Genomic DNA, 19,415 nt, shown 5'->3' with positions numbered 1-19,415 from the left:
CTAACATTGCTAGGGAATCCCTTGCACTGCTAGATTGGCGGCATGCCACTCGGCCTCCCCGACGACCCGGGCCCGGCCCGGCTCGACCGGGCGCGGATCGCGCGCGCCGCTCTCGACCTGCTGCGGACGGACGGCGCCGACGCGTTCAGCATGCGCAGGCTCGCCGCCGCGCTGCAGATCAAGTCGCCGTCGCTCTACTGGCATGTCCGCAGCAAGGATGAGCTTTTCGACCTGCTGGTCGACGACGTCCTCGGCACCGTGCCGCTCCCGGACGGCGACGACGGCCCGTGGGACGAGCGGCTGCGCGACCTCGGGCTCGCGCTCCGCCGCGTCCTGCTAGCCCACCCGGACGTGGCGCGGCTGATGCCGGGCCGGACCCCGTTCGGCCCGAACGGGCTCGCGCTCGCCGAACGGGTGATCGGCGTGCTGCGGAGGGCGGGCTTCGACGACCGGCTCGCGGGCTACGGGTACCTGCTGCTGATGTTCTACGTCGTCGGCTTCGCCGCGCAGGAGACCGCGTTCGGGAAGGGCCCGGACAACCCGGAGCGGCTCACCGAGATCAGCCGATTCCTGGGCGGCCTGCCGGCGGACCGCTACCCGAACGTCGTGGCCGCCGCCGGGACGCTCACGGGCCGCCCCGGCCTCACCGACCGTTTCGAACTCGGCCTCACCGGCATTCTCAACGGCCTGGACCGGGACCGCGCGTCATCGCGCTGACGGTTTGCGGGCCTCTATCAAGCTGCGGGACGAATGGGCGACGAAAGGACCGTCCCGCTGGATCCGCTCGTGCAGTTCACGGAGGCGGTCGCGATAGGCGCCCACGGTGAAGCCGGGCACGATCCAGATGACCTTCCGCAGGAAGTAGACGACCGCGCCGATGTCGGCGAACTCCATGCGGAGCCGTTCGAGGCGCAGATCGGCAATGTGCAGGCCCGCGGCTTCGGCGTCGGCGCTTTCGACGTCCGGGTGCCGTTTGCCGCGGGCTTCGGGCTGCGGGCCCAGGAGGTATTCGGTCAGTTCAAAGACGCTCGCAGGGCCGACGTGCTGGGCGAAATACGTGCCGCCCGGGGCGAGGACGCGGGCGATCTCCGTCCACCAGACCGTGGCGGGATGCCGGCTGACGACCAGGTCGAACGCCTCGTCGGCGAAAGGCAGCGGCGGCTCGTCGGGATCGGCGACGACGACGGCGCCCCTCGGATGCAGCAGCCGGGTGGCCTTCGCGATGTTCGGCGGCCAGGATTCCGTGGCCGCCATTGCCGGCGGGAACCGGCCGGCCCCGGCGAGCACTTCTCCGCCGCCGGTCTGGATGTCGAGCGCGGCCTGGGCCCGGGCGAGCCGCTCGCTCATCAGGCGCTGGTATCCCCAGGAGGGACGTTGCTCGGTGGCGCGGCCCTCCAGCCAGGAGAAATCCCAGCCGGACACGTCCGCGGCCTTTGCCTCGGCGACCAGACCCTCGAATCCGTCCTCGGTCATTCGGTTGCTCCGAACATGAGAAGGCAAGGGGCAAGGCCCTCGATCGCGACGGGGATGGTCCGCTGGCGTTCCCAATCCGTCCGGGTGAGCCGCATTGCCTGCTCGACGGTCATCGCTCCGCGGGCGACGTGACGGTACACGCCATTGGGCTGATAGCCGAGCTTGCGCGATACCGCCTGCGACGCGCGGCTTTCCGTGAACGCACTGGAGAGGGCTTCGTCCGCGTTCAGTCCGGCGAAGGCCAGGTGCAGGACGGCGGCTCTCATTTCGGTGCCGATTCCCTTTCCCTGATGGCGGCGTCCGAGCCAGGAGCCGGAGCTCACCTGGCGCAGGACGGCGAAGTCCCGCCCCCTGAGCGTCTGCTGGCCGACGACCTCGCCGCCGTGGAGCACGGTGAGGTCGAGCTCCCAGTCGTCCGGCGTCCATTGCGCGCGCGTCATCCAATGATGCTGGACGACTCCGCGCGCGACTTCGGCGGGCGGACGATCCGTCCACGGCACCGCGAACGGCATCGTGTCAGGATCGTGGACGCCGTCGGCCGCGACGTCGGCGAGGGCGGCGAGTTCCTCGGGCGAGGGCAGCCGCAACTCCAGCCGCGGCGTCGTCAGCCGCAACCCGAGCAGCGGGAAATGATCGACCAGCATCCCCTCACCTTGGCGCCTCCGCCCATCCCGCGGCATCCCGTTTTCCTGCTCGCCCGTCACATCCCTCCGGTGCGGCGTGTCGCGTCGGTCAGCCTGCTGCCGTCCGGAACTCGGTGATGGTGATGGGCTTCTTGGGTTTGCCGTCGCCGGGGCCGTTGTCGTCGCCCGCTCCGCCCTTGGCCACCTCGTCGACGATCTCCATGCCGGACGTGACGTGGCCGAGCACCGGGTAGTCGGCCGGCAGCTTCGCGTCCGCGTAGACGATGAAGAACTGGCTGCCGTTGGTGTTCGGCCCCGCGTTGGCCATGGCCACGGTGCCGCGCTTGTAGCTCGCCCCGGCCGTGTTCTCGTTGGCGAACTTGTAGCCGGGGCCGCCCGACCCGCCTCCGGTCGGGTCACCGCACTGGAGGACCTTGAGGCTCGCGTCCGTGGTGAGCCGATGGCATGAGGTTCGGTCGTAGAACTTCTTGCTCGCGAGGAAGTTCAGAGAGTTCACGGTGCACGGGGCTTTGGCGGTGTCCAGCGTCAGTTCGAGAGTGCCCAGGTTGGTCTTGATGGTGGCACCGCTGGGCAGCGTCGCGGAGGGCGAGGTGGGAGGCGTCCCGACGTTCTTGCTCGTCCCAATGGTGGAGGCCGGGTAGTCACACTTCGTCTTGGGCGGGATCGTCGTATTGGACGGGCCCGTCGTCTGGGCCGAGGGCGACTGTGCCAGCGGTGTGCGGCCGCCCTCCGGCTTGTCCTTGTCGTCGCCGTTGTTGAGGAGGACCGCGGCGGTCGCCCCGCCGGCCAGCAGCACGAGGGCGGCGGCGGCCGCGCCGGCGATGAGCAGGGGCCGTCCCCGTCCGGGCGCAGGAGGACTCCACGGGTAAGGGCCCGTCGGCGGCGCGGTGCCCGGAGCGGTGCCGCCCGGCATCCCCGGCCCCCAGCCGGCCGGTGGCATGCCGTTCGGAGGCGCGTGTCCGGGAAGCGGGCCCGCGTTCGGGAGGGCGGCGGCGGTCGTCCCCTCCGCGAGAAGGTCCTCCTTCGGGCCGGTGCCGAGGAGCCGTTGCAGCACCTGGATCGCGGTCGGACGTCCCGCCGGATCCTTGGCCAGGCAGGACGCGACCAGCGCGCGCAGATCCCCGGTCAGGGCGCCCAGCTCCGGCTCCCCGTACAGGATCCGCTGCATGATGGCGGGCACCGAGGCGCCGCCGAACGGCGGCACGCCGTTCGCGGCGAACGCCATGGTGCAGCCCCAGGCGAACATGTCCAGCGGGGCGCCGCCCGCGGCCCCCTCCACCTGCTCCGGCGCCATGTACGCGGGCGTGCCGACGGCCCCGGTCAGGGTGGCGGACGTGGCCTCCAGCGTCTTCGCGACACCGAAGTCGATGACCTTCGGACCGTCCGGGCCGAGCAGCACGTTGGCCGGTTTGAAGTCCCGGTGGACGACGTCCGCCTCGTGGATCGCGGCGAGCGCGGTCGCCGTCCCGATGGCCAGTCTGACCAGCTCGGACGGCGTCGCGGCACCGTCCGCGGCGATCCGCTCCCGCAGCGACGGCCCGTCGATGTACTCGCTGATGATGTACGGCAGCTCGCCGTCGGCCTCGGCGGCGAGGATGCGGGCGGTGCAGAACGGCGCGACGCTCCGGGCCGCGGCCAGTTCCCGCTCGAAGAGGGTGCGGGCCCGGTCGTCCCGTCCGATATCGGCGTGCAGGACCTTCGCCGCGACCTGCTCCCCGGTATCGGACTCGCCCAGGTAGACGACCCCCTGGGCGCCCTCGCCGATCCGAGCCGTCAACCGGAACCCGCCGACCTCGCGGGGATCGCTACTGCGCAGCGGACGGGACTCCGGCATTCACAACCTCCACGACAAAGCAGAGGCAGCAGACTATCCAGGCGGTCTTGAGGGTGCCGCCGCACGCACCGGTTCCTACCGTTCGGCCTTGGCCGACGCTATGAGGTCGCGGTACCAGGCGTAGGACTTCTTGGGTGTGCGCTCCTGCGTCTCGTAGTCGACGTGGACGAGACCGAAGCGCGGATGGTAGCCCTCTGCCCACTCGAAGTTGTCCAGGAGCGACCAGGTGAAGTAGCCGCGGATGTCGATGCCCTCGTCCATGGCGGTGCGCATGGCATTGACGTGGGCGTCCAGGAACTCGATGCGGGACGAGTCGTCCACGGTGCCGTCCGGGCCGGGCTCGTCGGTGAACGAGCACCCGTTCTCGGTGATGTAGAGCGGCGGCAGGTCGTAGCGGGAGTCGAGGGTGCGGAGCAGCGACAGGAACGCGTCCGGGACGATGGGCCAGCCCAGACCGGTCGTCGGGTACTCGGTGATGTCCGCCATGCCGAAGGGCAGCGGCCCCTCGGCAGGGGTCGTCAGCCGTGTCGGGTGGTAGTAGTTCACGCCCAGGAAGTCGATGGGCGAGGCGATGACCGGGAGGTCCTCGGGGCGGACGAACGGCGCGTCCGCCATGAGGTCCGGGTAGCGGCCGAGCAGGACGGGGTCGGTGAACAGGCGGTTCATGAAGGCGTCGAAGGCGTCCGCGGCGGGCTGGTCGGCGGGGGACGCGGGCCAGGCCGGGGAGTAGTGGTTCGTCAGCCCGATCGCGCGGGCGTTGCGGCTGCGCAGCGCGTTGACGGCGAGCCCGTGTGCGAGGAGCTGGTGGTGCGCGGTGGGGAGCGCGTCCAGCATGAGGGTCCGGCCGGGGGCGTAGACGCCGAACGCGTAGCCGTAGGCCATGACGACCACGGGCTCGTTCAGGGTTATCCACATTTCCACGCGGTCCGCGAGCCGCTCGGCCGCCAGGTAGGAAAATTCAGCGAACCGGTAGGCGGTGTCGCGTTCCATCCAGCCGCCTGCGTCTTCGAGCGGCTGCGGGAGGTCCCAGTGGTACAGGGTGGCGGCGGGGGTGATGCCGGCGGCGAGCAGGCCGTCCACCAGGCGGTCGTAGAAGTCGAGGCCCCGCGGGTTGACCGGGCCGTTCCCGGACGGCTGGACGCGCGGCCACGCGATCGAGAACCGGTACGCGTCGACGCCGAGGCCCGCCATGAGCGCGACGTCCTCCGGCCAGCGGTGGTAGTGGTCGCAGGCGACGTCGCCGGTGTGGCCGTCACGGACGCGTCCGGGCGTGTGGGCGAAGGTGTCCCAGGTGGACGGTCCCCGCCCGTCCTCGGCGGCCGCGCCCTCGATCTGGTAGGCGGCGGTGGCGACGCCCCAGCGGAAGCCATCAGGAAGCCCCAACGCGATCCCCTCCCCGGCATGACCGGCATACCGTCCGGCATGCCCTGGTGAAACGCGAATAGCTTTCGGATATTAGTGCGGGGGTGGTGCGGGCGGAAGACTCCCCTGACCCGGGGGTGGTGAACGGCATGCTCCGCATGTCCGGGAGCGGTGCGTTCGGGGGACAATGGCGGGGTGACCGAGATCCGTACCCCGCTGCGCCGCCGTCCCGCCCAGCGCCGCAGTGCCGAACGCGTCCGGCGGATGCTCGACGCCTGCGCCGCGATCCTGGACGAGGAGGGCTACGACGGCCTCACCACGACGCGCATCGCGCAGCGCGCCGAGGTCGCGATCGGTTCGGTGTACCAGTTCTTCCCCGACAAGCGGGCGGTCGCGCAGGCGCTCGCGCTGCGCAACCTGGAGGACTTCGGCGACCGGATCTCGGCCCGGCTCGGCGAGGGCGGGTTCGGCGCCTGGTCCGACACGGTCGGCGCGATCATCGAGATCTTCGTGGACATGCACCGGACCGTCCCCGGCTTCCGCATACTGCGCTTCGGCGACGTCGCCGACGTCAACCTGCTCGACTCCGACGCCGACAACAACGCGGTGGTCGCCGACCGGCTGCGCGAGATGATCGTCGACACGTTCCGCATCCAGGACACCCCCGGCCTCGCGACCGCCCTCGCCATCTCGGTGGAGGCCGGCGACGCCGTCCTGAAGATGGCGTTCCGCCGCAACCCGGACGGCGACCCCGAGATCGTCGCCGAAGCGGAACGCCTGATCCACCGCTACCTCGCCGACCACATCCAGGAAACCTGACCGGCGCCCCGGCAGGGCGGTGACCCGGCAGGGCGGTGACCCGGCAGGGCGGTGACCCGGCAGGGCGGTGACCCGGCAGGGCGGTGACCCGGCAGGGCGGTGACCCGGCAGGGCGGCGGACTGGCGAATCAGTGGGCCTTTGGGCTGCTCTTCGGCGGGTGCTGGGTGGTGGAAACGCCGGATGGGCGGGGCGCTCTGTGGCAGACTCCCTCCGCAAAACGACACAGAACGGGTGAGTCCGCTGGACGACGAGAGACTCCAGGCGCAGCAGAGGCTGCTGATCCGGCAGCGGGTGCGCCTGATGGTGAACCAGTACGAGGTGCACGCCGAGGGGCCGGGCGGCGCGGAGGGCGAGCTGCTCGCCTTCGCGCAGCAGAAGAGGCTGGCGTTCAAGGAGCAGGTGACCCTGTACTCCGACGACTCCAAGACGCGTCCGATCCTCGGGTTCAAGGCGCGCAAGCGCATCGACCTGGCGTCGGCGTACGACATCACGGACGCGCACGGGCAGCCGATCGGCGTGTTCCGCAAGGACTTCAAGAAGTCGCTGCTGGCCTCGACCTGGCACATGGAGCAGCCGGGCCTCGGCGTGACCACGGGCAGCGAGCGCAACAAGTTCGTGGCGGTGCTGCGGCGGATCTGGCAGTTCATCCCGTATGTGGAGAGCCTGCCGTTCGCCTGGCCGTACCACTTCGACTTCTACGCCGGCGACCAGGTGGTCTTCACCGTCGACAAGAAGTTCGGCTTCCGCGACCGGTACGTCGTGGAGATCAACGACCCCCGTCTCGACCGCCGGCTGGTGATCGCCCAGGCCGTGGGGCTGGACGCCCTCCAGTCCCGCTGACGGCCGCTGCCGAATCCGGGTCGCCCGCATGTCCGCGGGGCTGCGGGCGACGGCTTTCGGGGTTTTGCCGGTCGGTTCGGGCGTCTCCCTGGTCTCCGGACGCTTTACATGTTACGAAGGTATGTAAAGCCGTGGGCGGAGCACACCCGCGTCGCGATCCCGCGCGGCGCGACGCCTGGAGGAGGGTCCCCCCGTGAGTTCCTTTGATCTCTACTCCACACCGGTCCCGACGGACACGTGGAACGTACCGATGGCGGGCGACACCCGCTTCACCTGGGAGTACGACGAGGGGCGCGACCGGCTGCTGAACCTGTACCAGAAGGGCAAGGACAAGCAGTGGGACGCGCAGAAGCGCATCGACTGGGATATTGAGGTCGATCCGGTCAACATCGCCGGCCTGCCGGAGAACTTCAATCCGATCTTCGGATCCGACATCTGGGACAAGATGTCGCAGAAGGAGCGGGACGAGTTCGGCCGGCATCAGGGCTCGTGGCTGTTCAGCCAGTTCCTGCACGGCGAGCAGGGCGCGCTCAACGTGTCGGCGCGGATCGTCCAGTCCGTCCCCGACCTGGACTCCAAGTTCTACGCCGCCACCCAGACCATGGACGAGGCGCGGCACGTCGAGCTGTACACGAAGTTCGTGCACGAGAAGATCGGCATGTACTACCCGATCAACCAGGACCTGGCGAAGCTGCTCGCCGAGTCGCTGGAGGACAGCCGCTGGGACCTGCCCTACCTCGGCATGCAGGTCCTCATCGAGGGCCTCGCCCTCGCCGCGTTCGGGCTCTACCGCGATATGTCGACGAACCCGCTGGTCAAGCAGCTCCTCGCGTACGTCATGCAGGACGAGGCGCGGCACGTCGCGTTCGGGCGGCTCGCGCTCAAGGACTACTACGCCGAGCTCACCGACAAGGAGCGGGCCGAGCGCGAGGAGTTCGTCGTCGAGGGCTGCTACCTGATGCGCGACCGTTTCAAGGGACGCGAGATCTTCGAGCAGCTCGACATGCCGGTCGAGAAGTGCATGGAGTTCGTCGACAACTCCGACATGTACACCCTCTATCAGTCGCTGCTGTTCAGCCGGATCGTCCCGTGTGTCCGGGACGTGGGTCTCTGGGGCGACAAGGTGCAGGCCGCCTACGCCGACATGGGCGTCCTCGACAACGCCAAGGCCGACCTCGAGGCGCTGATGAAGCAGGACGAGGAGATCGCGGAGAAGGTCGACGAGGAGCGCTACGCGGCCGAGCTCGCCGCGCGCCAGGACGAGGTCGACCAGGCCATCTCCCTCGGCGGGGCCGAATAGCCGCGAGCCGCGAAGGCGGGGGCGTCCTGCGGGGCGCCCCCGCCTTCATGCTTTATCGGGCATTGTCGAGTTTTAGGCTCCCCGGGACCGCTGCCGATCAATTCGTGTAGATCTTTATTGTGTTCTTCAATTCATTCTCGAATTGGCCGCGCGCGGCCGCCGTCGTGTACTAGCGTCCCCGCTCGACGGTGCGCCGGATTCACAACCCGCTCGGGCGCACACCACAACGTGCAGGGTCAGTCCGAAACCCCGGGGGAAAGAATGAATCGATCCGCCAGAAATCTGCTCAGCATCTCCGTGCTCGCTCCGGTCGTCGCGGCGCTCGCCGTGGCGGCCGCACCGGCGAACGCGGCGCCCGGCCCGTCCACCGCGCTCCTCTACGACGCCGCCACGGCGGCCGCACCCGTCACGAGGACGCTCCCGGACCCCGTGCTGAACACCGTCGGCCAGACCGCCGAACAGGGCACCGGCACGGTGGACGGGGTCCTCCGCGCGGCGCCCGCGGCGTCCACCCTGCGAGCGGTCCCGGCCGCACCCGGCCTCGGTGCCGGGAACGCCCGCTGCACGCTGAACCCGGGCAAGACGGTTAACTCGAAGGCTGGGACGAGCCTGCCGCGGACGCCGCTCCAGACCGCCGGCCGGTCTCCGCTCGGCGGTCTCCCCGAGGGCGACTGCCTGGGCGCGGCGCCGGGCACCGGCCGCAGGGCCGCGCTGCCCGTCCCGTCCGACGCGGCGGGCAGGGTGCCGCGGACGCTGCTGAACGACGTCGGCAAGGTCGGCACCTCCGTCCACAACAGCAAGCTGGGCGAGCTCGGCGGCGCGCCGCTGCCGAGCGGGCGCCGCGCCGGCATGCCGCTGAGCATGGCCGTTCCCGGCCTGACCGACGGGCTGCCCGACGTCCCGTCCACGCTCGGCTCGGCGAGCCCCGGCGGCCTGCCCGTCGGCGCGGCGCTCTTCCCGCCGGCCGGACGGATCGCGGCGCCGGAGCCGTCCGACGACCTGGTCGGCCAGGCGAACGACACCGTGAACCAGGCCGGCGCCGGTGTCGGCGAGACCGAGGAGAACGTCGGCAGCGTGGTGGACGTGCTCAAGGCGAAGGACCGTGCCGGCAGGCCGGCGGACGGTCCGCTGTCCATGCCGTCCGCACCCGGGCTGGGCCTGCCCGACCTGCCCGGTATCGGCTGACCTACGGCCGCCCAGGGGGCGTTCCGGCGGGATCGACACTCCGCCGGAACGCCCCTTTCGTTTGCCCGTGAACGGTTGTTATCTGCCCGAGATCGACCGGTCCATGGCGAGTAAAGTCGATCTTCAAATGCGGTCACCGTGTGGAGTTGATCAGCTTCACAGGGCAAAGACTGAGGTGACAAACCCCACGAATAGCGGGCGTCTGGCTTGATTCGTGCGCGGGACGTCGCCTGACCACGCCGTGAGAACGGCGGTATGCCACGCCGGGCGTCCGGGGTCCTGTCCCCTAACAAAGGACTCCTCTGTGGGTAGCCCTGTCAGGCGTCTTCTTCAAGCACGCCTTCGTACCATCCTGATCGTCTCCGGCGCGGCCGTCGCCGTCCTGGCAGCGGGCGCGTTCGCCCTGGTCAGCGCCGACGGCCCGGCCGAATCGGCGCAGGCGGCGCAGACCGCGCCGCAGACGTCCGATCCGCTGGCCGGCCGGCCGCGCGAGGAGCCGACGCGGGCGAGCCGAGGCAAGACCCGCTCTCCGGAGCCGTCGCCTTCGAAGACTCCCAAGAAGAAGTCGTCGAAGTCCGACAGCCAGGCGGCCCACCTGGCCAAGCCCGAGAAGAAGAAGCACTACAAGGTCGTGAAGTCGGGTTCCTGCAAGGCCTCCTTCTACGGGGAGGGGCAGATGACCGCCAGCGGCGAGGCCTTCGACCCGAGCGAGCTGACGGCGGCGCACAAGACGCTGCCGATGGGCTCGAAGGTCCGCGTGACCAACAAGAACAACGACAAGTCGGTCATCGTCCGCATCAACGATCGCGGGCCCTACGCCGGTGGACGCTGCCTGGACCTGTCCACGGCCGCCATGAAGAAGGTCGGCGGTACCGGGGCGGGCATCATCCCCGTCCGGTACGAGGTGCTCTCGCGAGGCTGAACCTCGCAAAACCCCTGACCCGCCCGGCGGGCGCTTTACCGCGCCCACCGGGTGGGGTCAGGGGTGTCGGCCTACGCCGGCGCCTGTTCGCGTCTGCGGGACGTCCTCCCCGCTTGGCTCTGGCGCCCACGACCCGTGCCTGGGCTCCACCGGCTGCGTCTGGTCGCTTGGCGCGTCGGGCAGGGGGTCGGCCGGTCGTCCGCCTGCCGAGCCGGCCTCCTGTGCCGGCAGGGCGAGGCGCTCGCGGAACCAGTCGGTCAGGACGCCGTCCACCCGGACGGCCTCCGTGATCGGCGGCCGGGGCTCGGTGCCGGGCTCGGCCGCCAGCGCGTGCCCCATGCGGAACGTGCTGGACTCCACCGGCGCACCGCCGTGCAGGCGGAGCTGGTCGCGCAGCGCCGTGATCTCGCGTGCGGGGACGACGCGGTCCCTGGCGCCGCCGATGAGCAGGGTCGGGACGTCCCGTCCGGCGATGTCGGCGGCGACGATGCCGAGGTCGAGCCGCTCGGCGAGCGCGAGGGCGTTCTCGGTCCAGGCGCGGTCGCGGCCGGACCGCTTCTCCACCGCCCGCGCGGCCCGCGACGGCGCGACGACGGGCGCCACGAGCGCGACGGTGCTCACCGGGACGGCACCGCGCGCCACGGCCAGCAGCGCGGCCGAGCCGCCCGCGCTGAAGCCGGCCAGCGCGACCGGCCCGTCCGGGATCGCGAGGTCGCGGCGGATCTCCGCGACCGCGTCCGGCAGCCGCTCCACGGCGTTCTCCACGGCCGCGCAGTACGCCTCGATGCTCTCGGTCTCCAGGATCGTGCCCGAGCCGAGGCCGCCGGGCGAGCGTCCCGGCAGGTCGAGGTAGACGCGCCACACCGGCACGCCCGTCATCGGTATCGCCGCCGCCAGCGCACCGGCCGTCCGGGGCGGGTCGAACCCGGGCCAGGCCACGAGCAGCCGGGTCGGGCCGGACGCGGACGCGTCGACCGCGGTCGGCGGCAGCGCGACATAGGCGTCGCCCGCCGCGGTGCCGTGCACGGGGCGGTTCGTATGGTCGCCGCTCATATCGGTTCGTCAGCTCCTGCGATGCTCGACGGGCCATGCCGGTCGTGCCGGGGGAGGGAGGCGGCGCTCCGCCCGGACGCCCCATGCTTCCAGCGGACGGCGGGCAACACGCCGTGAATCGCCGCACGTCGCCCACGAGAGTGACGAAAACCTCACTTGTGGTAACCCGAGTGAAGCGCGGGCCGGGGATGTCTCTCACGATCGTTCCGGCGCCGATCCGGTCGTCGCGGCTGTGACCCCTGCCTCATGATCGGTTCGAGGGAACATTTCCGGCACGCATCGCGTCCTAGTCCTACGTGGGCGCCGCGGGGGCGCGCCCTCACGAACGTAGCGATGAGGAGTGCTGGTGGACAGGAAGCGCAGTGCGGCCGCCGCCGGGCAGGCCTGGCAGATCTACCGCGAGACACTCGAACCCGACGCACCGGGGTTCTGGGAGCGGCTGCGCGCCGTTCCGAGGATGATGAAGGCCGTTCTCCGCGGGCAGTACAAGGGCATGTCCTTCGGGACGCTCGGACTGCTCGCCCTGGGGCTCGTCTACATCATCTCCCCGATCGACGCCATCCCCGACGTCATCCCTGTCGCGGGCATTGTGGACGACACCGGGCTGGCACTGTGGCTGGCCGCCCTCCTCGTCAAGTCGGCGGGCGACTTCGTCGCGTGGGAGCGCGGTGGACGGCCCACGGTCATCGTCGGCGAGCCGGTCGACTGAGCGCCTCTCAGGGCGCGGTGGGGCCGAGTTCCTTGGCGAAGCGTTCTGCCGCGTCCCGCATGATGGGGACGACGTCCTGGACGGCTTCGCGTGTCATGCGTCCTGAGGGGCCCGAGACCGAGATGGCAGTCAGCGTCGGCGCGCCTTGCAACGGCACCGCGACGCAACGGACACCGATCTCCTGCTCCTCGTCGTCTAGGGCGTAACCCTGTTCGCGGATCCGTCGTAGCTCTGCGACCAGTTTGTCTGGGTCGGTGAACGTGTTGGGTGTGTGCGCGTCCATGTTCGTCCGGGCGAGGATCTCCCTGACGCGCTGATCGGACAGCCGTGACAGGAGCGCCTTCCCCACGCCCGTGCAGTGCGGCTGGACGCGTCGCCCCACTTCGGTGAACATGCGCATCGAGTGCTTGGACGGCACCTGCGCGACGTACACGGCCTCGTCCCCCTCCAGGACCGCCATGTTGGCCGTCTCGCCGATCTCGTCCACCAGCCGGGCCAGCACCGGGCGCGCCCACGTGCCGAGCAGGCGGCTCGCGCCCTCGCCGAGCCGGATGAGCCGCGGCCCCAGGGCGTACCGCTTGGACGGCTCCTGCCGCACGTACCCCTGGTTCACCAGCGTCCGCATCAGCCGGTAGATCGTCGGCATCGGCAGCCCGGAGACCTCCGTCAGCTCCGACAGCGCCATCTCGCCCCCCGCGTCCGCCAGATGCTCCAGCAGATCGAACGCGCGCTCCAGCGACCGAACGGCCTCCGCCACCCCGTGTCTCCTCTCCCGCTCACCCTCGCGACCCACCCGATTCTACGGAGAACCGATTTCGCTGTGTGAAAGAGGGCGGGTTGCCGGAGTGATGCACGTTACTCGTGTGGATGACCTGGCAATAACTGTCTGTGCCCGGTGCCACGGCACCGCCCCCCTGGCAGCCATGAGGAGACCGCTAGGGGGAGCGAGTGCGAGAGGGGCGCCGAAGGACGTGCTGGGGCGCGATCACGGCGAGTTGTGCGCTGGCCGTGCCGCTGATGCTGTTCAGCCCCGCCGCAGAGGCCGTGCCGGACGGACGCCGATCCGACGTCCGGTTACTCATGGAAACGGCGGCCACCCGCGGCACGACCAGTGGACCGGACTACGCACTGACGTACACGGTCCGTGTGCGGGCGCAAGGTGGCGTCGCGCATGACGTGACCCTGAACCTCACGGCCGAACACCCGCTCTCTTGGGCGAGCCACGCGCCGGACTGCCTGGAAGCCGATTCCGACCACGTACTGCGCTGCGGCCTAGGCGACGTGGGTTCGGAGCCCCGTTCACGGACGAGCACCGTCCGAATCCCGGCCTGGATGGTGTCGGGGCCGTCCGCGAAGCGTTTCAGTGTCATCGCCCTGGCGGAGGCATCCAACGCGCCCCATCGATCGATTCGCGCAGTGTTCGACTTCTCCGGTGCGTCCCTGTGCGGTACGCCAGGCGCGCCCACCCCCTGCCCCAAGCCGTCCGGCAGCGATCCGACCCCCGACAGTGACCCACCGACCGCACCTCCCAGCGGCCAGCCAAGCCCAAGCGCTCATCCGAGTGGAAAACCCACGTCGGCTCAGCCGTCCGGCGGTAAGCCGACTGCGAGTTCTCCTCCGGGTGGAAAACCCACGTCCTGCGTAGGCGGCAAGGCCAGTCCGTGTCCGTCGGTTAAGCCGTCTGGTGGTAAGCCGACGTCGTGTGCGGGGGGCAAGGCGAGTTCGTGTCCACCGGTCAAGCCGTCCGGGGGCAAGCCGAGCGGCTCTGGGACGCCCATGCCGTGCACGTCGGGCAAGACGTGTCCTTCGCCTGCGCCGTCCGGAGGTAAGCCGACGCATTGTGCAGGGGGCAAGGCGAGCTTGGCTGCGCGGCCATGTCCAACGGCGCAGCCGTCTGGTGGGCCTGGGAAACCAACCCATTGCGCGACCGGTAAGGGAGCGCCTTGTGCTTCTCCTAGGCCGTCCGGCGATAAGCCCAGCGGCTGTTACACGGACGGGAAGCCGTGCCATGGTGCCCCGCCGAAGACGAGTGCCCCGTCCAAGCCGTCCGGTGGCAAACCGGATGTCTGTGACGCCATGGGGAAGTCGTGCCATAGCGGTACGCCGAAAGCGAGTGTGTCGTCCGGCGGCGTTGGGGTGCTCCCGCCCTGTGCGGGGAGTCAGGGGAAACCGTGTAAGCCGCCCAGTGGACCGGGTGGGAATGGAACGCATTCGTCGGCTGGTGGCCAGACTCCAAGCGGCCCGGCGGCAATCGGGCAAGACGCGCCCGAGGTGCCGATGCCGAATCTGCCGGCGCCAAGTCCAGGCGGGGTCGTCCTACCACCGGTGTACGCACCGCCCCCGACGCACGCCGCGGCCGGGAAGAGCCGGATGACCCTCATGGCCCCGGTCGGCATGCAGGAAGGGGACGAGACGGACTGGGCCGTCGTCGTCGGTGTGGCGCTCGTGGCCGAGATAGGGCTGCTGTGGGGCGCCGCCTGTGTCGCGCTGTGGCGCCGGCGGATCGCGCTCGGCCGTGCGGCGTCCAAGACCGCCGAAGACGGGACGGGGTGACGCCAGGTCGGGTGTCAGTAAGCTGTCCGCCGAACAGTAAACGCTGCCGTGACGGACAGGGGATCCGGTATGTCAGACGCGATGCTGCAGTGCCCGAAGTGCGAGGCGAAGCTCGACACTCATGAACGCCACGGGGTCGTGATCGAAGAATGCCCGGGATGCAAGGGCGTGTTTCTCGATCGCGGCGAACTGGAACAGCTGATCGACGCCGAGAGCCGCTACCTCGCGGAGCTTTCGGTCGAGGTCAACCCGGAGACGACGTACCAGGGCCGGCACCGCCGGGGCATCATGGAGCAGATCTTCGCCACCGGCCGGTAGCCCCGGGCACGGTCGGTGACGGGGCGAACGCCCAGGTGTAAAGGGGGATTTCCTCTTGTCACGGCGGTGACAAACCGGGGTTTGGCGAATGTGACCGCGAGCTAATATCGCGCGCTGACTACCATCCGGTAGCTTGACGATCATCGCCGGTGGCCAGGGGCGTCCAGTGAGGGTCGTCCGGCAGGCGCGGCGTACGTCCGCCGGCGGAGTCCATCCCTCACGACACGTCCCCCCGGGAGAGATGATCAATGGCTCTGGGCTCGTTGCTCACCGAACTCCTGCCCGGCGGCTCGGGCCGCACCCCGCTGATCGAGCGGATCGCGAGGTGGAGGCGGGAGAAGCCGGACGCCGCGGCCTTCACCTTCGTCGACTACTCGGCGGACCCGTCCGGCGCGCACCTGACGCTGACCTGGGCCGAGACGGACCGGCGCGCCCGCGCCACGGCCGTGACGCTGCGCCGGGTCACCGGACCGGGAGAACGGGCCGCGCTGCTGCTGCCGCAGACGCTCGAGTACATGATGACCATGCTCGGCGCCCTGTACGCGCACGTCATCGCGGTGCCGCTGTTCTCGCCCGACCTGCCGGGGCACGCCGACCGGCTGATCGGCGCCTACACCGACGCCGAACCCGCGGTGATCGTCACGACGCGGAACGCGCTGCCGCATGTGGAGAAGTTCCTCGCCGACCATGACGTCCCCCAGCCGAAGGAGATCGTGTTCGCCGAGGAGATCGACCTCTCCCTGGCGGACCACTGGGAGGACGAACCGATCGCGTTCGACGACGTCGCCTACCTGCAGTACACGTCGGGGTCGACGCGCCGCCCAGCCGGAGTGGAGATCACCCACGGCAATGTGACGGCGAACGCGGCGCAACTGTGGTCCGGGTGGGCGCCGGAGAAGCCGGACCCCGAATTGGTCAGCTGGCTGCCGCTTTTCCACGACATGGGCCTGATCGCGACGATGGCGCTGCCGCTGGTGCGCGGCGACCACGCGATCTTCACCGATCCCGTGTCGTTCATCATGAACCCGATGCGGTGGCTGCAGCTGATCGCGGACCGTCCGGGCAAGAACGTGTACACCGCCGGGCCGAACTTCGCCTACGAGTACGTCGCGTCCATGGCGTCGCCGGAGAAGCTCGCCGGCCTGGACCTGTCCGGGCTGACGACCTGCCTGAACGGCGCGGAGCCGATCCGCACGTCGACGCTCTCGACGTTCGCGGACGCGCTCGCGCCGGCGGGGCTGCGTCCGGGCGCGCAGGCGCCGGGCTACGGGCTGGCCGAGGCGACCGTGTTCGTCACCGCGGCGGCCGAGGACGTCCCCCCGAAGGTCCTCTCCGCCGACCGGGACGCGCTGACACAGGGTGACCTGCGGCTTCGCGACGACGACGGCGAAGGGACGAGCGCGCTGGTGTCGTGCGGGCGTCCGTCCGGGCAGATCGTCGCGATCATCGACCCCGAGACGCGCGTCGAGCAGCCGGACGGGAAGGTCGGCGAGATCTGGGTGCACGGCCCCAACACGGCGCACGGCTACTGGCGCAACTCCGAGCGGAGCCAAGACACGTTCGGCGGCGAGTTGTCCGAGCCGGGGCAATTGCCGTCCGGGCCTTGGATGAAGACCGGCGACTACGGTGTCGTCCACGGCGGCGAGCTGTACGTCACCGGCCGCATCAAGGACCTCATCATCGTGGACGGCCGCAACCACTACCCCCAGGACATCGAGGTCACCGCACAGGAGGCGCACCAAGCGATCCGTCCCGACTACGTGGCCGCGTTCGCGTTGACTGGGGAGGAGACAGAGCGCCTGGTGGTCGTCGCCGAACGCAACCGTCGTGTCCCTCTCGGACGTCTGGACGTGGACGAGGTCGAGTCGGCGGTGCGCGGAGCCGTCAACGTGGAGCACGAGATGAGCGTCCACGACTTCGTGTTGATCGAACCGGGTGGCGTGTCGCGTACGTCCAGCGGAAAAATCGCACGTGCGGCGACGAGGCAACGTTACCTGGACGGCGCCCTGGCAACGACTGAGGCTCGCCTGGCGTCTCGTAGGTAGCACACGGAATCGGCCGCCGGGGCCAGGAGGCTTCCCGGCGGCCGTGGCGAAACAGGAGGAACATGCTTTCGGGGCTGGGGCGTCTCATCAACAGGCGACGCTGGCCCAGCCTTGTCCTGATCCTCATCATGACCGTGGTGGCGGGCGTCTGGGGGCTCGGCGTCTTCGCCAAGTTCAAGGAGGGCGGCTTCGAGGACCCGAACGCCTCCTCGACGCTCGTCGCCAAACTGGGTGCGACCTACTTCGGCAGCACCAATCCCGACGTTCTCGTCCTCTACACCAGCGACACCATGACGGTGGACGACCCGCGCTATGAGGCAAGCGTCGTCACGACCATCGCGCGCCTGCCCAAGGCCCAGGTCGAAGAAGTAATCTCCTACTGGTCGTTCAACGGTGAGGCCGCCCACTCGTTCGCGTCCCACGACCGGCATTCGACGTTCGTCGCCGTGAAGCTCCACGGCGAGGATGGCGCGACACAGATTGAGAACTACCACGCCGTCAAGGAGCGCCTGGCCGCGCCAGGGCTGCGCGTCCAGTACGGCGGCGCCGTCCCGCTCGGTGAGGAGTTCGGCGAGCAGGTCGTCACCGACATCGTCCGCGCGGAGACCATTACCGCGCTGCCGCTGCTGATCCTGCTGGTCGTCCTGTTCGGTGCCTTGACGGCCTCGTTCCTGCCGATCGCCGTGGCCGTCTTCTCGACGGTCGGCGGACTGGCCGTCCTGCACGTCGTGACGTATGCCGCCGACGTGACGTCCTTCGCCCTGGAAGTCGTCACGATGATGGGCGTCGGCCTAGCGATCGACTACTCGCTGTTCATCATCAGCCGTTTCCGTGAGGAACTACAGCGAGGCATGGCCGCGCAGGGCCTGCCCCAGGGCAAACCATGGAAACGGGAACGCGACAAGGCGTCACGCAAGGCCGCGAAGACGGCGTACAAAGCGGCCCTCAAACCCGTGCGAGAGACGGCCCTGGCCGCCACCATGGCGACCGCGGGCCGCACCATCATGGTCAGCGGCATCACCGTGTCCGCCGCTCTCGCCGGGCTACTGCTGTTCCCGCAGATGTTCCTCCGGACGATCGGGCTCGCCGGCATAGCCACCGTCATGGTGGCCGTGTTCGGAGCCACGGTTCTGCTGCCGACGCTCTTGGCGCTCCTAGGGCCGCGCGTCGAATTCGGACGGATGCCGTGGCGGCGTCCTACGTCCAAGCGCGCGCAGCGAGACCCTGACAGCGGCTTCTGGTACCGCCTCGGTCACAGCGTGATGAAGCACCCGCTGCCGTACTTCGCGGTTGTGCTCGTCATCCTGGGCGTGATGTTCGGGCCGTTCCTGAACGTCCAGTTCGGCAGTGTGGACGCCCGTGTCCTCCCCAAGGACAGCCCTACACGCACCGTAGTTGAGACGGTCAAGAAGGACTTCCCCAACGGGTCCGCAGAGCCCATCGACGTGGTCGTGTCCGGGGACCTCATCCCGCGCGACTGGACACCGTCCGGTAAGGGCGACCCCATCCCGCCCTACCTGGAGCAGTTCAGGAAGCGCCTCGCGTCCCTCCCAGGCGTCACCGAAGCACAGTTCACCGGCTACTCGGGCTCGTACGGGGGCGTGCGCATCTCCGTCACGCACAAGTACGAGCCGATGGACCAGCACGCCCAAGACCTTGTGACGGAGATACGCGGGATGAGCCTGTCCAAGGACGGCTACCCCATGCACATCGACGTCGGCGGCAGCACGGCCGCGCAGATGGACCTCATGTCCAGCCTGATGGAGTCGCTGCCCAAGATGGCGCTCGTCGTCGGGGTCGCCACGTTCATCCTGCTGTTCATGTTCTTCGGATCGATCGTCCTGCCGCTGAAGGCGATCGTTATGAACGTCCTGTCGATCGGCGCCTCCTTCGGCGCGATCGTGTGGGGCTTCCAGTACGGGCACCTCGCGGGCCTCCTCGACTTCACCCCGACCGGCGGCGTCGAGGCGACCAGCATGATTCTCATCCTCGCGGTCGTGTTCGGCCTGTCCATGGACTACGAGGTCTTCCTGCTCAGCCGTATTCGGGAGGAATGGGACCTCACCCACGACAACCGCACCGCGGTCGCGTCCGGCATGCAGCACACAGGCGGCATCATCACCAGCGCCGCGCTGCTGTTCCTCCTCGTCATCGCGGCATTCAGCATGGCGGGCATCACCGTCGTGAAACTCATCGGCGTCGGCATGTTCGTCGCCGTCGTCGTGGACGCGGCACTCGTCCGGTCCCTCCTGGTCCCGGCCACGATGCGCTTCATGGGCGCGGCGAACTGGTGGCTGCCGGGCTTCCTCGCAGGGCTGCATGCCCGCATGGACCTCCGTGAACGCACCGCCCTGGCC

17 protein-coding genes are annotated in these 19,415 nt (G+C 69.7%); 11 read left to right on the top strand and 6 right to left on the bottom strand.

From position 1 onward, the window contains the following. Positions 1 to 42: 42 nt before the first annotated feature. Positions 43 to 717, top strand: a complete 675-nt coding sequence (locus tag E1293_RS17790) for a TetR/AcrR family transcriptional regulator (RefSeq protein ID WP_132198531.1) — start codon at positions 43 to 45, stop codon at positions 715 to 717. On the opposite strand, the gene E1293_RS17785 is transcribed toward E1293_RS17790, so the two are convergent. From E1293_RS17785 to E1293_RS17770, 4 genes are all read right to left on the bottom strand, one after another. Further along, positions 706 to 1,473: a class I SAM-dependent methyltransferase gene (locus tag E1293_RS17785; protein ID WP_132198530.1), complete on the bottom strand. Its 768-nt coding sequence runs from the start codon at positions 1,471 to 1,473 to the stop codon at positions 706 to 708. The genes E1293_RS17790 and E1293_RS17785 overlap by 12 nt on opposite strands. Further along, a complete protein-coding gene (locus E1293_RS17780) occupies positions 1,470 to 2,117 on the bottom strand; it encodes a GNAT family N-acetyltransferase (RefSeq protein ID WP_132198529.1) in 648 nt (215 codons plus the stop codon). Before E1293_RS17780 ends, E1293_RS17785 begins: the two co-directional genes overlap by 4 nt. A gap of 88 nt (positions 2,118 to 2,205) precedes the next feature. After that, the gene (locus E1293_RS17775; RefSeq protein WP_132198528.1) at positions 2,206 to 3,951 is read right to left on the bottom strand and encodes a protein kinase domain-containing protein; all 1,746 of its coding nucleotides are present in this window, start codon (positions 3,949 to 3,951) and stop codon (positions 2,206 to 2,208) included. 75 nt (positions 3,952 to 4,026) lie between these two features. Further along, positions 4,027 to 5,334, bottom strand: a complete 1,308-nt coding sequence (locus tag E1293_RS17770; RefSeq protein WP_132198527.1) for a GH1 family beta-glucosidase — start codon at positions 5,332 to 5,334, stop codon at positions 4,027 to 4,029. Positions 5,335 to 5,508: 174 nt separating this feature from the next. Between E1293_RS17770 and E1293_RS17765 the strand changes: the two genes are divergently transcribed. From E1293_RS17765 to E1293_RS17745, 5 genes are all read left to right on the top strand, one after another. After that, a complete protein-coding gene (locus E1293_RS17765; protein WP_132198526.1) occupies positions 5,509 to 6,132 on the top strand; it encodes a TetR/AcrR family transcriptional regulator in 624 nt (207 codons plus the stop codon). Positions 6,133 to 6,364: 232 nt separating this feature from the next. Next, positions 6,365 to 6,973: an LURP-one-related family protein gene (locus tag E1293_RS17760; protein ID WP_243716297.1), complete on the top strand. Its 609-nt coding sequence runs from the start codon at positions 6,365 to 6,367 to the stop codon at positions 6,971 to 6,973. A gap of 193 nt (positions 6,974 to 7,166) precedes the next feature. Next, positions 7,167 to 8,273 carry a ferritin-like domain-containing protein gene (locus E1293_RS17755; protein WP_132198525.1) on the top strand — a complete coding sequence of 369 codons (1,107 nt, stop codon included), beginning with the start codon at positions 7,167 to 7,169 and terminating at the stop codon, positions 8,271 to 8,273. Positions 8,274 to 8,534: 261 nt separating this feature from the next. Then, positions 8,535 to 9,458, top strand: coding sequence for a hypothetical protein (locus tag E1293_RS17750; protein ID WP_132198524.1), 924 nt, complete (start codon positions 8,535 to 8,537; stop codon positions 9,456 to 9,458). Between the two features lie 304 nt (positions 9,459 to 9,762). Then, complete coding sequence (locus E1293_RS17745; protein ID WP_132198523.1) at positions 9,763 to 10,380, top strand: septal ring lytic transglycosylase RlpA family protein; 618 nt, start codon at positions 9,763 to 9,765, stop codon at positions 10,378 to 10,380. Positions 10,381 to 10,437: 57 nt separating this feature from the next. On the opposite strand, the gene E1293_RS17740 is transcribed toward E1293_RS17745, so the two are convergent. Then, the gene (locus E1293_RS17740; protein WP_243716296.1) at positions 10,438 to 11,433 is read right to left on the bottom strand and encodes an alpha/beta hydrolase; all 996 of its coding nucleotides are present in this window, start codon (positions 11,431 to 11,433) and stop codon (positions 10,438 to 10,440) included. Positions 11,434 to 11,779: 346 nt separating this feature from the next. Between E1293_RS17740 and E1293_RS17735 the strand changes: the two genes are divergently transcribed. After that, positions 11,780 to 12,142: a YkvA family protein gene (locus E1293_RS17735; protein WP_132198522.1), complete on the top strand. Its 363-nt coding sequence runs from the start codon at positions 11,780 to 11,782 to the stop codon at positions 12,140 to 12,142. A 7-nt stretch (positions 12,143 to 12,149) separates the two neighbouring features. Here the strand turns inward: E1293_RS17735 and E1293_RS17730 are convergent, their stop codons facing one another. After that, positions 12,150 to 12,899 (bottom strand): IclR family transcriptional regulator, encoded by a 750-nt coding sequence (locus tag E1293_RS17730; protein WP_279473218.1) that lies wholly within the window; start codon positions 12,897 to 12,899, stop codon positions 12,150 to 12,152. Positions 12,900 to 14,512: 1,613 nt separating this feature from the next. On the opposite strand from E1293_RS17730, the gene E1293_RS17725 reads away from it, so the two are divergent. From E1293_RS17725 to E1293_RS17710, 4 genes are all read left to right on the top strand, one after another. Continuing rightward, on the top strand, positions 14,513 to 14,695 hold the full coding sequence (locus E1293_RS17725; protein WP_132198521.1) for a hypothetical protein: 183 nt from the start codon (positions 14,513 to 14,515) through the stop codon (positions 14,693 to 14,695). Positions 14,696 to 14,764: 69 nt separating this feature from the next. Continuing rightward, complete coding sequence (locus E1293_RS17720) at positions 14,765 to 15,013, top strand: TFIIB-type zinc ribbon-containing protein (RefSeq protein WP_132198520.1); 249 nt, start codon at positions 14,765 to 14,767, stop codon at positions 15,011 to 15,013. A 248-nt stretch (positions 15,014 to 15,261) separates the two neighbouring features. Continuing rightward, positions 15,262 to 17,058, top strand: coding sequence for a fatty acyl-AMP ligase (locus E1293_RS17715; protein WP_132198519.1), 1,797 nt, complete (start codon positions 15,262 to 15,264; stop codon positions 17,056 to 17,058). Positions 17,059 to 17,186: 128 nt separating this feature from the next. Then, positions 17,187 to 19,415: MMPL family transporter (locus E1293_RS17710; protein ID WP_243716295.1), on the top strand; the 2,229-nt coding region annotated here is incomplete at its 3' end.

Source organism: Actinomadura darangshiensis (genome assembly GCF_004349235.1).
GTDB classification, from domain to species: Bacteria; Actinomycetota; Actinomycetes; order Streptosporangiales; family Streptosporangiaceae; genus Spirillospora; species Spirillospora darangshiensis.
This window is presented reverse-complemented; position numbering and strand designations above follow the sequence as displayed.

Coding starts and splice junctions, on each gene's coding strand:
- E1293_RS17790 (WP_132198531.1), top strand. CDS start 43: ATGCCACTCGGCCTCCCCGACGACCCGGGCCCGGCCCGGCTCGACCGG.
- E1293_RS17785 (WP_132198530.1), bottom strand. CDS start 1,473: ATGACCGAGGACGGATTCGAGGGTCTGGTCGCCGAGGCAAAGGCCGCG.
- E1293_RS17780 (WP_132198529.1), bottom strand. CDS start 2,117: ATGCTGGTCGATCATTTCCCGCTGCTCGGGTTGCGGCTGACGACGCCG.
- E1293_RS17775 (WP_132198528.1), bottom strand. CDS start 3,951: ATGCCGGAGTCCCGTCCGCTGCGCAGTAGCGATCCCCGCGAGGTCGGC.
- E1293_RS17750 (WP_132198524.1), top strand. CDS start 8,535: ATGAATCGATCCGCCAGAAATCTGCTCAGCATCTCCGTGCTCGCTCCG.
- E1293_RS17740 (WP_243716296.1), bottom strand. CDS start 11,433: ATGAGCGGCGACCATACGAACCGCCCCGTGCACGGCACCGCGGCGGGC.
- E1293_RS17725 (WP_132198521.1), top strand. CDS start 14,513: ATGACCCTCATGGCCCCGGTCGGCATGCAGGAAGGGGACGAGACGGAC.
- E1293_RS17720 (WP_132198520.1), top strand. CDS start 14,765: ATGTCAGACGCGATGCTGCAGTGCCCGAAGTGCGAGGCGAAGCTCGAC.
- E1293_RS17715 (WP_132198519.1), top strand. CDS start 15,262: ATGGCTCTGGGCTCGTTGCTCACCGAACTCCTGCCCGGCGGCTCGGGC.